This window comes from Candidatus Krumholzibacteriota bacterium (assembly GCA_034520215.1).
GTDB lineage: Bacteria > Krumholzibacteriota > Krumholzibacteriia > Krumholzibacteriales > WJIX01 > JAGHBT01.
In genome coordinates this window covers 1,150,368-1,165,369 of the sequence record JAXHNR010000001.1, presented here as the reverse complement: position 1 = coordinate 1,165,369, position 15,002 = coordinate 1,150,368, and the positions used below count along the sequence as shown (strand labels likewise).

Annotated in this window: 11 protein-coding genes; all 11 read left to right on the top strand. The window is 40.6% G+C overall.

Annotated features, from left to right (window positions below; translation table 11 throughout):
- Nucleotides 1-2: 2 nt before the first annotated feature.
- The 11 genes from polA to bamA all read left to right on the top strand — a co-directional run bounded on the left by polA (nucleotide 3) and on the right by bamA (nucleotide 14,936).
- The gene (polA, locus tag U5O15_05040) at nucleotides 3-2,714 is read left to right on the top strand and encodes a DNA polymerase I (GenBank protein MDZ7860018.1); all 2,712 of its coding nucleotides are present in this window, start codon (nucleotides 3-5) and stop codon (nucleotides 2,712-2,714) included.
- On the top strand, nucleotides 2,714-3,319 hold the full coding sequence (coaE, locus tag U5O15_05035; GenBank protein ID MDZ7860017.1) for a dephospho-CoA kinase: 606 nt from the start codon (nucleotides 2,714-2,716) through the stop codon (nucleotides 3,317-3,319). The genes polA and coaE overlap by 1 nt, the downstream gene beginning before the upstream one ends.
- 72 nt (nucleotides 3,320-3,391) lie before the next feature.
- Nucleotides 3,392-4,508, top strand: a protein-coding gene (prfB, locus tag U5O15_05030) for a peptide chain release factor 2 (GenBank protein ID MDZ7860016.1) whose coding sequence is annotated in 2 segments (ribosomal slippage) — nucleotides 3,392-3,472 and nucleotides 3,474-4,508 — 1,116 coding nt in all. Because the reading frame shifts where the segments join, the coding sequence is not laid out codon by codon here.
- A gap of 1 nt (nucleotide 4,509) precedes the next feature.
- Nucleotides 4,510-5,994 (top strand): lysine--tRNA ligase, encoded by a 1,485-nt coding sequence (lysS, locus tag U5O15_05025; GenBank protein MDZ7860015.1) that lies wholly within the window; start codon nucleotides 4,510-4,512, stop codon nucleotides 5,992-5,994.
- Nucleotides 5,995-6,007: 13 nt separating this feature from the next.
- On the top strand, nucleotides 6,008-7,264 hold the full coding sequence (locus tag U5O15_05020) for an FtsX-like permease family protein (GenBank protein ID MDZ7860014.1): 1,257 nt from the start codon (nucleotides 6,008-6,010) through the stop codon (nucleotides 7,262-7,264).
- A 75-nt stretch (nucleotides 7,265-7,339) separates the two neighbouring features.
- Nucleotides 7,340-8,017, top strand: coding sequence for an ABC transporter ATP-binding protein (locus tag U5O15_05015; protein MDZ7860013.1), 678 nt, complete (start codon nucleotides 7,340-7,342; stop codon nucleotides 8,015-8,017).
- 3 nt (nucleotides 8,018-8,020) lie between these two features.
- Nucleotides 8,021-8,518, top strand: a complete 498-nt coding sequence (locus U5O15_05010; protein MDZ7860012.1) for a UvrB/UvrC motif-containing protein — start codon at nucleotides 8,021-8,023, stop codon at nucleotides 8,516-8,518.
- 11 nt (nucleotides 8,519-8,529) lie between these two features.
- On the top strand, nucleotides 8,530-9,597 hold the full coding sequence (locus U5O15_05005; GenBank protein ID MDZ7860011.1) for a protein arginine kinase: 1,068 nt from the start codon (nucleotides 8,530-8,532) through the stop codon (nucleotides 9,595-9,597).
- On the top strand, nucleotides 9,584-12,076 hold the full coding sequence (locus tag U5O15_05000; protein MDZ7860010.1) for an ATP-dependent Clp protease ATP-binding subunit: 2,493 nt from the start codon (nucleotides 9,584-9,586) through the stop codon (nucleotides 12,074-12,076). Before U5O15_05005 ends, U5O15_05000 begins: the two co-directional genes overlap by 14 nt.
- 100 nt (nucleotides 12,077-12,176) lie before the next feature.
- Nucleotides 12,177-12,338, top strand: a complete 162-nt coding sequence (locus U5O15_04995) for a hypothetical protein (GenBank protein ID MDZ7860009.1) — start codon at nucleotides 12,177-12,179, stop codon at nucleotides 12,336-12,338.
- A gap of 339 nt (nucleotides 12,339-12,677) precedes the next feature.
- Nucleotides 12,678-14,936 (top strand): outer membrane protein assembly factor BamA, encoded by a 2,259-nt coding sequence (gene bamA / locus U5O15_04990; GenBank protein ID MDZ7860008.1) that lies wholly within the window; start codon nucleotides 12,678-12,680, stop codon nucleotides 14,934-14,936.
- Nucleotides 14,937-15,002: the final 66 nt, after the last annotated feature.

Sequence of the window (15,002 nt, the reverse complement as noted above, 5' to 3'; positions counted from 1 at the left end):
ACATGAATCTTATTCTCGTAGACGGTCACGCAATTGCTTACAGGTCGTATTACGCTTTTATCAAGAATCCTCTGACTAATTCCAGAGGAGAAAATACAAGCGCCTTATACGGTTTTACAAGGGTTTTACTTCAGATATTAAATCATTACAATCCTGAATATCTGGCCGTTGTATTTGACAGTGATAAACCGACGGAAAGGCATAAGCTGTTTCCCGAATATAAAGCCCATAGAGACAAAATGCCCGATGACCTCGCGAGACAGGTTCCAGTCATGCATGACCTCGTTGAGGCTTTCGGTATTTCTGTTTATGAGATTTCCGGATATGAAGCAGATGATATTATAGCCACAATCGCCCGGGATGCTTCAAGGAAGAAGATGGACGTGAAGATTGTGACAGGGGACAAAGATCTTTTTCAAATCCTTTCTGACAGGATACATTTGATCAGGCCGGGAAAGGGTACGAATCTATCTGATCAGGTGGGCCCTGAATATTTAAAAGAGAGGTATTCATTAACTCCCGACCAGATAACGGATTTTTTGGCTTTAACGGGCGACAGCGCTGACAATATTCCCGGAGTAAAAGGGGTAGGTGAAAAAACCGCCCTGAAGCTGCTGAATGAGTTTGGTTCCCTCGAAAAAATACTTGACAACTCAAATGAAATAAAAGCCAAGAGCATAAGAAATAAGATAAAAGAAGGCGGAGAAGACGCCCTTTTTTCCAAGAACCTCATTGAGTTGATAGATGTTCCTGAAGGTTTTGATCTCGAAGACATGAAAGTAAAAGAATACGATGTGGAGAAACTAACTGAGATGCTTCTCAAGCTGGAATTTCACGGAATTCTAAAGAGTATAATTCCAGAGCAAGATGAAAAAATTAAAAAGCTTGATTATTCCGCGGTAAATATCGACGAACTCGACGACCTTGTATCTTATCTTGTCTCTGCCGGAGAGTTTGTATTTGACGTAGAGACAACATCGCTCAATCCCATAGAGGCGGAGGTTGTAGGAATATCTTTCTGCGCTGAAGAGGGAAAGGCCTTCTATTTACCGGTGCTTGATTCAGATGAGGACTCAAGAAATGGATTATTAGAGCTGGATGATGAATCCTCTGCGGGGATTCCGATTGAAAGGGTAAAGGAAAAATTGGGCCCTGTTCTTCTGAATAAAGAAATAAAGAAGGCCGGGCATAATATCAAATACGATCTTATGGTGTTAAAGACTGCCGGTATAGAGGTTAGAGGTGTATCATTCGACACTATGATAGCATCCTATTGTCTCGATCCTTCCAGAAGGTCTCATTCCCTTGATAATCTGTCTCTTGAATTCTGCAGGCATAGAATGATCGCGTACAAGGATTTATTTGAGAAAGGAGATAAGAAGAAAGATATAAGGAAAGTCCCCTCAGAGAGATTGAAAAATTATGCCTCTGAAGATTCGGATTTTACGCTAAGGCTTAAGAATATTTTTAGCGAATTCCTTTCAGGTTCAGGCACTGAAAAATTATTCAACGAAATAGAAATGCCTCTGCTTTTCGTTCTTATGAGGATGGAGTTTGAAGGAGTCGCGATAGATCGGGACCAACTTAAGCATCTGTCAGATGAAATTTCAGGCAAAATCAAGGAAGTTCGCGATGAGATATACAAATACGCGGGCGAAGAATTTAATATTAATTCCAACAAGCAGCTGCAGGGCATCCTTTTTGATAAACTTGAACTTCCTGTAATCAAAAAGACAAAAACCGGATATTCAACCAATATGGAAGTCTTAAATGAACTTTCCTCTATCCATCCGGTCGCAAAGCGCATTATTGATTACAGGCAGCTTTCTAAACTTTCAAACACTTATATTGATTCTCTGCCGGACCTGGTGAATAAGAAGACCGGCAGGATTCACACGTCATTTAATCAAACTGTCACTGCCACGGGCAGACTCTCCTCAAGTAACCCTAATCTGCAAAATATTCCCATACGCTCAGAACTTGGAAAGAAGATACGAAGCGCTTTTGTGCCCCGCAGGGGAAACCTGCTTATGGATGCTGATTATTCTCAGGTTGAGCTTAGGATACTTGCTCATATATCCGGAGATAAGAATCTCATTAATGCCTTCCGGGAAGGAGCTGACATTCACAGCAGGACAGCCGCAATGGTTTATCAGCTTGAAGAAGAAAATATAACTGATGAGATGAGGGCTGTAGCTAAAACCATAAATTTCGGTGTTATTTACGGACTTGGTCCGAGGGGGCTTTCTAAACAGATAGGTGTGACGGTTGAAGAAGCTTCTGAATTCATCGAGAATTATTTCGATAAGTATCCCGGAGTAAGAAAATTCACGGAAGAGTACAAAGAAAAGGCTCGTCAGACAGGGTACGCCGAGACCATTTTCGGCAGAAGAAGGGAACTTAGAGATATATCAAGTGAAAACGGCAGGCTGCGGAGTTTTTCCGAAAGGATAGCCGTTAATATGCCGATACAGGGTACAGCCGCGGACATGATAAAGATAGCTATGGTAAATATCGACAAACTGCTGCGCGAAGAGAAACTTGACAGCAGAATGATTCTGCAGGTTCACGATGAACTTATTTTTGAAGTACCTCCCCAAGAAGAAGATATGATGCTGGAAATTGTAAGAGGTGAGATGGAGTCCGCGGTTGAGCTTAAAGTTCCTTTGAAAGTAAGTATTCATACCGGAAATAATTGGCTGGAGGCGCATTAATGGATACGCCAGTGGTAGTTGTAACCGGCCCTATCGCCTCCGGTAAAAGCACAGTTGCGAGAATTATAGCTGATAATGGAGGGGTTCTGCTTGACGCGGATAAAATAGCAAATCTTCTTCTCGAGGATAGGAAGGTCAGAGAGAGAGTCCTGCGGGAATTTGGAAAGAAAGTTACTGATGACAGCGGTTTGATCTCAAGGGAAAAACTTGGGAGAATCGTCTTCTCAGACAGAGAAAAACTCGAGTTGCTTAACAGAATCCTTTATCCTTATTTAAAGAGGAGAGTTGAAGAAGAAATATTATCCGTTGACGGCTCCGTAAAGTATATTGTACTTGATGCCGTGCTCTTTTTTCAGTATAAATTCGACTTTGAGGAAAAACTTGTAGTTGTCACAAGAGCACCTGAAAATGTCAGGAAAGCCAGACTCGCGGCAAGAGACGGCATAGATAAAGAAGAAGCTGAGAAGAGGGTTAGATCGCAAAGGCCTATTTACAAAGATTGGGAAAAAGGCGATATAGTAATAGATACAGATTGCTCTATAGAGGAAGTGAAAGATTATGCTCTTAAGTTGAGAGCTGATTTTATCGATAAGAGTGTAAAGTAATTATAATTTTCCTGACATAAGTCGTGGAAAATACAGGCGGTGAATCAATCGGATAAACTGTGGAGGTAATAGATGAGTTCGATCAGTATAAATGAAATAAATGAAAATATGGAAAAAATAATAGAGAGAATCGATAAAGTGCGGGGGTATCTTTGACCTTGAGTTTTTAAGCAAGAGGATCTTCGAGATAGAAAAGAAGATGTCGGATCCGGGTTTCTGGGATAACAGGGTACAAGCTGAAAAGCTTGTAAAAGAGCTTAAAGAAAAAAAATCTGTCATTGAACCATACAGTGATATCAACAACCGTATAAATTCTGTAAAGGAGCTTGTAGCCCTGAGTAATAATGAAGAAGATGAGTCAATATTAGCCGAAATAGCGCCGGAACTCGAAAGGCTCAACAGTGAGGTTGATAAGTTCGAGTTGCGTATTCTTCTCTCCGGCGAACATGATAATGATAACGCTTTGATTAACATCCATCCAGGGGCGGGGGGAACCGAGTCGCAGGATTGGACCGAGATGCTGCTCAGATTGTATACTAAGTATCTTGAGAATAATGATTTCACTTACAGGTTTCTTGATATGCAGCCGGGCGATGAAGCGGGAATAAAGAATGTGACTCTGGAGGTAAAAGGAGATTTTGCCTATGGTAAACTGAGTGCTGAAAGCGGTATACACAGACTGGTCAGGATATCACCTTTTGACGCGGGCCACAGAAGACATACTTCATTTGCTTCAGTTATGGTCTGGCCTGAGATCGATGAAGAGATTGAAATTGATATAAAACCGGATGATATAAGGATAGATACATACCGTGCCAGTGGTGCCGGAGGACAGCATGTTAACAAGACATCTTCGGCGATTAGAATAACTCACCACCCGACGGGGATAGTAGTTCAGTGCCAGAACGAACGTTCTCAGCACAGAAACAGGGAGATGGCAATGAAGGTGTTGAGATCGAGGATATACGCCAAACTGCTTGAAGAGGAGGAAAAGGAGAAGGCCAAACTGGCTGGAGAGAAGCAGGATATATCCTGGGGGCACCAGATCCGAAGTTATGTGTTCCATCCGTATACTTTAGTCAAGGATCACAGAACGGATCTTCAGACCGGCAATGTTATGGCGGTAATGGACGGGAAAATTGAAGAGTTTATAGACGCTTATCTAAGGTGGAAGGAAAGGAAAGAATAAAGTGGGGAAAAAGATTAAAAAGGACGGAATACAAGAGAGAGAACAGAGAATCCTTAAACTGGAAAAGATCAGAAAGATGGGTGTAGTACCATATCCATACACCTTTGAAAGATCACACTTAATAGAACAATTACAGAAAGACCGGAAGGAATTAATAGGAGAAGATGAGGTATCAGTTTGCGGAAGGATCATGGCCTTAAGGGGGCACGGCCATACTTCTTTTGGAGATATTAAGGATTATAGTGGAAAAATCCAATTTTATATCAAAGATGAAAAGGTTAAGGAAAGTGATTTTGAACTTTTCAAACTGCTTGACGTTGGGGATATCATAGGCATAAATGGAGTGTTATTTAAAACGCGCACCGGAGAACTTACAATAAGAGTAAAAGAGATTGAATTACTCAGCAAGTCGCTGCTTCCCCTTCCGGAAAAGTACCATGGTCTTCAGAATAAAGAACTGAGGTACAGAAGAAGGTATCTGGATCTGATAGTAAATGAAGATGTAATGGATATTTTCATCAAGAGATCAAAGATTATAGATTCCATGAGAGAGTATTTGAAGAAATATGACTTTCTGGAAGTGGATACTCCAATACTTCAGCCCATATATGGAGGCGCTTCAGCCAGACCGTTCAAAACTCACCATAATTCTCTTGATATGGATCTCTATCTTAGAATTGCAGATGAGCTCTACTTAAAGAGGCTTGTTGTTGGAGGGATGGAAAGGGTCTTCGAATTTTCAAGGGATTTCAGGAATGAGGGAATGGACAGATCTCATAATCCCGAATTCACAATGATGGAGTGTTATGCCGCTTACTGGGATTATAATGATATAATGAAATTCTTAGAGGATATGTTTGTTTTTATTTGCGATGCCCTATATGGTTATAATAAAATATCTTACGGGGAACACGAAATAGATCTTACTCCACCCTGGGAAAAGAAGACATTTTTTGGAGTACTCGAGGAAATGACGGGTAAAGATCTTACTGATACAAGCAAAGAGGGGCTTGTGAAGACCGCTCTGGATAATAAGCTCGCTGTGGACAAAGGATTGTCCAGGGGAGAAATTTTAGATCTTCTTTTTTCTGAACTGGTAGAACCTAAACTTATCCAGCCTGTTTTTATTATGGACCATCCCATTGAGATTTCTCCATTGGCAAAGAAGCACAGGGAACGAGAAGGGCTTGTAGAAAGGTTCGAACCATATATTGCGGGATTTGAAATTGCCAACGCCTTCAGTGAATTGAACGACCCGATTGATCAGCGCCGCCGGTTCGAAGATCAGATGACCGAGCGCGATGAGAGCGGCGGAGAATCCTATCCTCTCGATGAGGATTATATTTTGGCTCTTGAGCATGGACTGCCTCCTACAGGCGGATTAGGGGTTGGAATAGATCGGCTTGTTATGCTCCTTACGAATTCACATTCTATTCGAGACGTGATTCTTTTTCCCCAAATGAGGCCCGAAGAGGGCAGAGATTAAGACAGGTGGAAATATGCACTATTCACTGTATATAGCAATGAGACACCTGAGAACAAAACGGCGCAGCGGTTTTGTTTCAAGAGTTACTATAATCGCTGTGGGCGGCACATTTGTAGGTGTTGCTACTCTGATAATAGTTCTTTCTCTTATGAACGGATTCGAGGAGGAACTGAGAAACCGTATCGTTGAGTTCAACACACACGCCCTCGTTTTTACAAGGACGAAAAGTGCCTGGACCAAGATCGACTCTGTCGCGGTGGAAGTTGAAAAACTGCCCGAAGTTATAGATACATCGCCCTTTGTAAGGAGCGAATCACTCATTTACTATGAACTTATTCCGGGTGTGAAAGCAAACATCAAGGGAGTAATTGTTAAGGGTGTGGATCTTGAGAGAGAACGTAATGTTTCCGCTGTGATTGATTCTTTCAACCCAGAAGTCAAATCATTTGATGTGAAATGGTTTGAGGATCAAACACAGGTTCCCGGGATTGTGTTGGGAGAAGAACTCGCGAAGTCATTAAGGATTTCAATTGGTGAAAAAGTCAGCCTGGTAAGCGCCCCAACTCAGCTTCAGGCGGGTGTGATGAAACCCAGTACTAGAGAATTTAGAGTTATTTCCTTTTTCAAAACAGGTGTATACGAATTTGATTCGCGGTTTGCCTATATTAGTATAAAAGAAGCGAAAGACTTTTTTGACTTTGAGGCTTCTACAAGGGGGTTCGGTATAAAACTCCGCGATATATACCGGGCTGACAAGGTTGACTCAAAAATCCAGGATTTACTGCACTCATTTGAATACGGTACAAACAATTGGATAAATATGAACAGAAATCTATTCAGCTATATCAAAGTAGAAAAGATACTGATGTTTTTGCTTCTCGGCTTAATTATTCTAGTTGCCGCTTTTAATCTTGTCGGTATGCTGACTATGGTGATAATGGAAAAGAGAGCTGAGATCGGGATTCTCCGTTCTATGGGTGCGTCTTCGGGAGGAATAATGTCAATTTTTATGATCGAAGGTACTATCATTGGTTTTATAGGTACTTTTCTGGGAGTAATAGGAGGCTTGACCGCAACTGTCATATTAAAACAGATTCAACTTGATCTGCCTCCGGATGTTTATTTTATAAACACTCTGCCTGTTGTAGTGAAAGGGCTTGATATTTTTATGATAAGTGTCGCTTCTCTCGTAATTTCCATTATAGCTACTGTCTATCCAAGTTGGGAAGCATGTCACGTTCTTCCACTTGATGCTATTCAGTATGAATAGTAAGGAGATGCCTGAATTATACACTGCCATCTTGCGTCTATTATTTTGATTAATTATATTTAGTATGGGGTAAATATGAGTGTTATTACAGCAAAAGATATTTTTAAATCCTTTGAGGGAAAAAATGAACGGATAGATGTACTCAAGGGTGTAAATTTTAAAGCTGAAGAAGGAGAAGTTATAGTAATTTATGGAGTTTCCGGTGCCGGAAAAAGCACTCTCCTTCATATCCTCGGCACACTTGATCTTCCCGACAGCGGCGATTTAACGGTTTGCGGCAACGGCACGGCTGATTCAACAAGTTCTGAAATAAATGAGCTGCGCAACCGCTGTTTTGGATTTGTCTTTCAGTTCCATCACCTTCTCCCTGAGTTCAGCGCTATAGAAAATGTGATTATGCCCGCGCTTATATCCGGAAATGATAAGAAACTTTTAATAGATAGAGCGGAGGAGTTATTATCTGAAGTTGGACTTTCGAAAAGGTTTTCTCACCGTCCGGCGGAGTTATCGGGAGGTGAACAGCAGAGGGTGGCTGTAGCGAGAGGATTGATGAATGATCCAGCTATAATTCTCGGGGATGAACCCTCGGGAAATCTTGATGATAAAAACAGTGATTTACTGCATTCGATGATTTTCAGACTCAGTAAGACCAAGAATCAAACTTTTATTATAGTTACTCACAAAAAGGAACTAGTGGATAAGGCTGATAAATGCCTTGTGCTCGAGAATGGAGTACTAGTCGAAGGAGAATAATTAATGCTCTGCCAATTCTGCAATAAAAGACAAGCAACGATTCATTTTACGAATGTTGTGGGGAATAAGGTTCAGAAGATTCATTTGTGCAGAAAATGTGCTGAAGAAAAGGGTTTTGATTATCTTAAGAAGAGTAATATAGAAAAAGGGGACCTTCTGGGAGGGCTTATGGGGTTTTCAAACGATGCTGTTTCAAAAACGAAAGCCGGTAAAACCTGTCCAAATTGCTCGATGAAATACACTTTCCTTAAAAAAGAAGGGTTGATGGGTTGTTCGCAATGCTACAAGTCATTTGCCGACCAGTTATTTCCGCTTTTGAAAAGTATACATGGCGACACGAGACATATGGGTAAAATTCCTTCAAGGTTTGGGAAAGAGGTCAGCCTTGAAAGAAAAATGATCAAGTTGCGTGAAGAGTTAAACAGTGCCGTGGAAATCGAAAATTATGAAAAAGCAGCGCAAATCAGGGATAAAATAAATAGACTTAAGAATTCAACATAAGACGGGTAGAGATGAAAGAAGATTTTGAAAGATTAACCGGCGAATCTGTCGATTGGATTGTAAATGGCAGCTTCGAAGATGATATAGTTCTTTCAACTCGTGTTAGATTAGCGAGAAATCTCGAGGATTGGGCTTTTCCCCACTGGTCAAAAGAAGGTTTGCTGGAGAAATTAGACAGCAAAATCAAGAAGGCGGTACTTAAGACAAAACTTTTAAGCGATGCGTTAGTTATTGACATGGACGAACTGTCAGATATGGAAAGAATGGTACTGGCTGAAAGAAGATTGATTTCTCGAAATATGGTCAAGTTTTTTAAAAACAGGAGTCTCATTGTTTCTGAAGATGAACGTCTCGGAGTTATGATAAATGAAGAAGATCATTTAAGGTTATACGCGACTGACGCGGGGTTATCTGTCAAGAAAGTTTTTTCACTGGTTAATTCTTTGGACAATCAGCTTGATAAAAAACTAAACTTCGCTTTTTCCGCAAGGTTCGGTTATTTGACCGCCTGTCCCACAAATGTAGGAACCGGCCTCCGTATATCAACGCTTGTTCACCTTCCGGGACTGGTCAGCAATAATGATATAAGACAGGTCGTTGACGGTTTGAGGCATGTGAGACTTTCAGTAAGAGGAACATATGGGGAAGGGAGTGAAGTGATAGGTAACTTTTTCCAGATATCCAACAGCGTTACCCTGGGCCTCTCTGAGATAGAAACAGCTGAAAATATGGAGATGCATATAAAGAAAGTAATTGAGTTTGAAAAAAAGGCTCGTGACAGTTTGATGAAAGAGGCACACACTTTGCTTGAAGATAGAATATGCAGGTCTTTTGGAGTATTAAAGAACGCGAGAATTATAAGTTCCAAAGAAGCCATGAAGTTGATATCGGAAGTTCGCATGGGTGTTGGTATGGGAATTGTCTCCGGAGTTAAGTTGAATAATCTTAATGAGATGCTGAGCAGGATTCAGCCGATTCATCTACAGCAATATTCCGGAAAAGCAATGACTCCAGATGAAAGGGATATAGCGCGGGCGGATTTAATAAGGTCTATTTTAAAGGAGAATGGAAACAGGTGAATACACTCGAAAGGATGAAACAGAGATTATGAATGACAAATTTACAGAAAGAGTAAGGAAAGTTATATATCTCGCCCGTGATGAAGCGAACAGGCTTCAGCACGATTATATTGGAACCGAACATATCCTTTTGGGAATAGTGCGTGAGGGAGAGGGGATTGCCGCTAGAGTTCTGAAAAAATTAGGCCTTAATCTCGAGCAAGTACAAAAAGCAATAGAGAACATAGTTCGTCCCACAGGCGGCACTTTGACTCTGGGAGAGATACCTCTGACACCAAGAGCTAAGAGAATTCTGGAATTGTCCGTGGAAGAGGCGAGGCTGCTAAGTCATAATTACGTTGGTACGGAACATCTTCTACTGGGATTGATAAGAGAGGGTGAAGGAGTGGCGGCGAGGGTTTTGCTGGAATTGGGTGTGGACAGAAAAAAGGTCAGGAATGAAATAATGAAGCTCCTTCAGAGCTCCGGCGGCATGGGGGCTCACAAAGAATCCAAAATCCATAGAGAAACGCCGAATCTAAATCAGTTCGGGCGTGATATCACCAAACTTGCTAAAGAAAACAAACTTGATCCGATAATCGGCAGAGAGATTGAAATCAATAGAATTATTCAGATTTTATGCCGGAGGAAGAAAAATAATCCTGTACTGATTGGTGAGCCGGGTGTTGGCAAAACGGCTATTCTTGAAGGATTAGCACAGAAGATCGTCAACAAGGAAACTCCGGGACTTTTAAGAGACAAGAGAATTATAAATCTTGATTTGTCAAGTGTCGTGGCCGGGACTAAATATAGAGGGCAATTTGAGGAACGGCTTAAAACTATAATAAATGAAATAAGCAATAACGATCAGATAATCATTTTTATAGATGAAATTCATACAATAGTCGGTGCAGGCGGGGCGGAAGGAGCTATAGATGCTTCAAATATGCTCAAACCGGCTCTAGCGCGAGGTGAAATTCAGTGTATCGGAGCCACTACACTTGACGAATACAGAAAATACATTGAAAAAGACGGAGCTCTTGAAAGAAGGTTCCAGTCGATACTGATAAATCCTCCCAATGAAGAGGAAACAATAAATATTATTATGGGACTGCGTGACAAGTATGAAGCCCATCACAGGACTAAATTTACAAAGGAAGCTATAGCGCAGGCGGTATATCTGTCCCAGAGGTATGTACAGGGCAGATTCCTGCCGGATAAAGCGATAGATATTATTGATGAAGCCGGCTCCAGGGCGAGGCTTTCTATTTCAACTATGCCTGAAGAACAGATCGAAATAATGGAAAAGATTGAAAATATAACAAAAGAGAAAGAATCGGCAATCCAGGCCCAGGAATTTGAAAAGGCGGCTTCTTTCAGAGATACTGAAAAGGAAATAAAAAAAGAATTAGAGGATATGCAGAGGAAATGGCGTGAAAGCAGAAGGGAAAGCAGCTCGATAGTTACTGATAAAGATATAGCGACTGTAATTGCTGAAATTACCGGAATACCCGTCTCAGACGTAGAGGAGGAAGAAACGATAAAACTTCTCAATCTCGAAGATGAACTGAGAAAGAGGGTAGTGGGTCAGGAGGAAGCTCTGGAAGTAGTAGCCAGGGCTGTTAGAAGAAACAGAGCCGGATTGAGGGACCCCAAAAGACCAATAGGTTCATTTGTCTTTCTTGGCCCCACGGGTGTGGGGAAAACTGAACTGGCAAGGACTTTGTCGGCTACCTTATTCGAAAACCAGGACGCCCTTATTCAGATTGATATGTCTGAGTATATGGAGAAGTTTTCAGTTTCCCGGCTTGTTGGCGCTCCACCTGGGTATGTCGGTTATGAAGAAGGCGGACAGTTAACTGAGAAGGTCAGAAGAAGGCCTTACTCAGTGGTTCTCCTGGATGAAATTGAAAAGGCTCACCCGGATGTTTTTAACATCCTTCTGCAAATATTTGAAGAGGGAAATATTACAGATTCATTCGGCAGAAGAGTTGATTTTAAAAACACAGTAATTATTATGACTTCGAATGCCGGAGTAAAGGATATTAAGGGTAAGAAGGGTATGGGCTTTGTATCGATGGAGGATGAAGAAAAATCAGGCTACGAACATATGAAAACAAAAGTGCTGGAAGCCACAAAGCAGATTTTTAATCCTGAATTTATAAATAGACTTGATGAACTTATAGTCTTCCGTCAGTTGAACAAGGATGATCTGATGAAGATTATTGACATTCTGTTAAGAGATCTTTATTCAAGACTCAAAACTCAGAATTTTAAATTTGAGATTACTAAAGGAGCGAAAGAAGTAATTTTAGCTAACGGATATGATCCAACTCTCGGAGCAAGGCCTTTGAAAAGAGCAATACAGAGACTGCTTGAAAACCCCTTGAGTGAAAAATTATTAAGCGGTGAAATTAATAAGAGTGAAAAGCTTGTTATATCCGATGACCCAGAAAAGAAAAAGCTGATCTTTAAGAACGGTAAAAAAGTGCTTTCCTGAAATTTAAATAGTAATAAATACTGATCACAGGACATTCTCCAAAAATCAGGGCAATATTTTAGTAATGGCATAACTATCAAGTAATTACCCATAATTATAAGTGGAATTGACATTTAGTTTCTATCCGGCTATTGGTATTGTCAAAAACGCCGTCTATTTCCCCTGCGAGGAAATAGCGTCTCCCGCTCTTAGGACTCGCTCTTCCCCATTTCCTTGTGGAAATCAAGAATCCATGCCCGCTCGTCTTCCGAGAGGGTTTTGAAATACCAATAGCCGGATATACAAAGGAATGTTAAAAATAGGGGAAACTCCAATTCTAATATTATGTAATAAGTTACAATCTTGTAGTTTGGTAAAATTCATAAGTGTAATTTCCTTTAAAGCCGGGAATATACACAGGAACTATACTTTGCTATATAAGTATAAAATTATTAAGGTTACAATGTACGATTAATGTATATATATTGAATACGGCGGCAGTGCCGCCGATAATTTATAAATAATTTATAATAAATTAGTTGACTGAAATTTTATCATTTGATTGTGTGTATAGAGCTTATATGGTAGGATTCATCAAATTAGAATAGTAAAAGGGTATTGGATGAAAAAGACAAGTTTCTTATTGGCCGTAACGTTGATATTGATTTCTTTCTTCTCTTCAAATTCCATGGCAATTGTTATAGGAGATGTGGAAATTGAAGGGAATGTCTACGTTTCCGCGAAAGAGATACTACTAATCTGCGGTCTTAAACCCGGCGAGGAATATGAAGCGGCAAAAGTGTCACAAGGCCTTAAGAGACTGGTTCAAACAAAGAATTTCTCAGATATTGAGGCGCTTTACAGTGAAGAAGAAGGGGAGGCTGTAATAACTCTGAGGGTTGAAGAGTATCCTCGAATCAGCAAAATTCGTGTGCTGGGAAATGAGAAAATTGAAACAAGCGAGATAAGGGGAAAATTAAGATTGAGAGAAGGATTGTTTGCCAGGCCTGAAGCTATTTCACGCGATGTTATGTCGATAGAAGAAATGTACGGTGAGAAGGGCTATAACAACGCGCGTGCAAGAGTGGAAAAATCAAATATCAAAGAAGAACATAAAGTTGAATTAGAATATAGGATTTTCGAAGGTGAAAAGGTTAAGATATCCCATATAGATTTCATTGGAAACGGGGCGATCGAATCGGATGAACTGCGGGATATTATCGAAACAAGCGAAGAGGGATGGATAAGCGGAGGAGAGTTCAAGCCAAAAATATTCGAAGAGGACCTCGGGAAAATAGAGAAAGAATATGCCGATATGGGTTATATCGAGGCTGAAGCAAAGCTCTACAAAAAAGTTCAGAGAGATGACGGTGAACATATAGATATTTTTATCAAAATCGATGAAGGGAGAAAGTTTTATGCGGGGGATATTACCTGGTCCGGGAATAATGTAATAAGTGACTCAAAAATTAGTAGATCTATTATGCTTAAAAAGGGCGAGCCCTTCTCGATAGCAATGATTGAAAATACTCAGATGATGATAAATAGTCTCTATTGGGAGAAGGGTTATATATGGAGCCGTATTACTCCCTCCCAGACATTGGATGGCCGGAAGATAAATCTTGAATTGCTTATAGAGGAGAATGAGCAGGCAAGAATAAATGAGATCAAGATAAGCGGCAACACAAAAACCTATGAGAATGTCATACGCAGGGAACTTGATATTTATCCGGGAGACCTTTTTGTTTTAAAGGACGTTCAGAGAAGTGTAAGAGAGGTATTTCAATCCGGATATTTCAAGGAGCCGCCTAAACTTGATCCTAAGAAGATAAATGATGAAGGTGATATAAATCTTCTTTTAAGTGTTGAAGAAAAACAAACGGGAAATTTCAAGCTGGGGTTCGGTTTTTCACAACTAAACAAACTAAGTGGATTTATAGGACTTTCTGAAAATAATCTCTTCGGAAGAGGGAAGAATGTCAGTATTAACTGGGAATTCGGAAAATACAGGAAGAATTTGAATGTCCAGTATTCTGAACCCCATTTATTTAACAGTGAGACAGCACTGTCAGTATCTGTTTTTAACTGGGTGCAGGATCGAATTCACCAACAGTACTATACAGACAGAAGAAAGGGGTTCTCTCTGCAGCTCGGTCACCCCATGCCCGTTCTGGATTATACTAGAATACTCCTGGGTTACAGGTTTGAGCAGGTTGAGCTGTCTAATTTTGATGAGGCTTATCCTGTCTACGGAACTCTTAGAAATGTTCAGTGGCCAATGAATAAGAGCACGGCTACTTTGACTATTGTAAGAAATTCTACAGACAACCCTTTTCACCCGACAAAAGGTTCGATTTCAAGATTAAGCGCTGAGCTTGCCGGAGGTCCCCTGTTGGGAAATGTAAAATTCATCAGGTATAAAGCCGGTATGTCATGGTTTAGGAATCTCTTCTGGAAGTTTACATTCCATCTTGATGTTGATGCCGGTTTGATTGACGGTTATGGAGGATCCGTGGTAGAAGATTTTGAAAAGTTCAGGCTTGGCGGCAATCGAACTTATCCGTTAAGGGGATATGATTACTATAGAGTCGTTCCGGAGGGCAATGACCCTTATGTCGGAGGAAGGTTTATGGTAAAATATACGCAGGAAATAGTATTTCCCTTTTCCAGACAGATCCACGGCCTTCTATTCTTCGATTCAGGGAATACATGGAATTCTTTTAGAGAGGCGAATCCCTTTAATTTAAGAAGGGGCCTTGGCGTTGGTGTAAGGGTAGAAATACCAGGTATGGGAAATCTCGGCCTTGATTACGGTTATGGTTTTGACAAAGAGGGTGGAGGTAGTTGGGAACCGCATTTTAATTTTGGGACATTCTTTTAAAAAGTTGTTTTGTAATTTCTTAAAAGTGATATATTGTATTAACGAAGGGTTAAAGAAAGGAGAGTT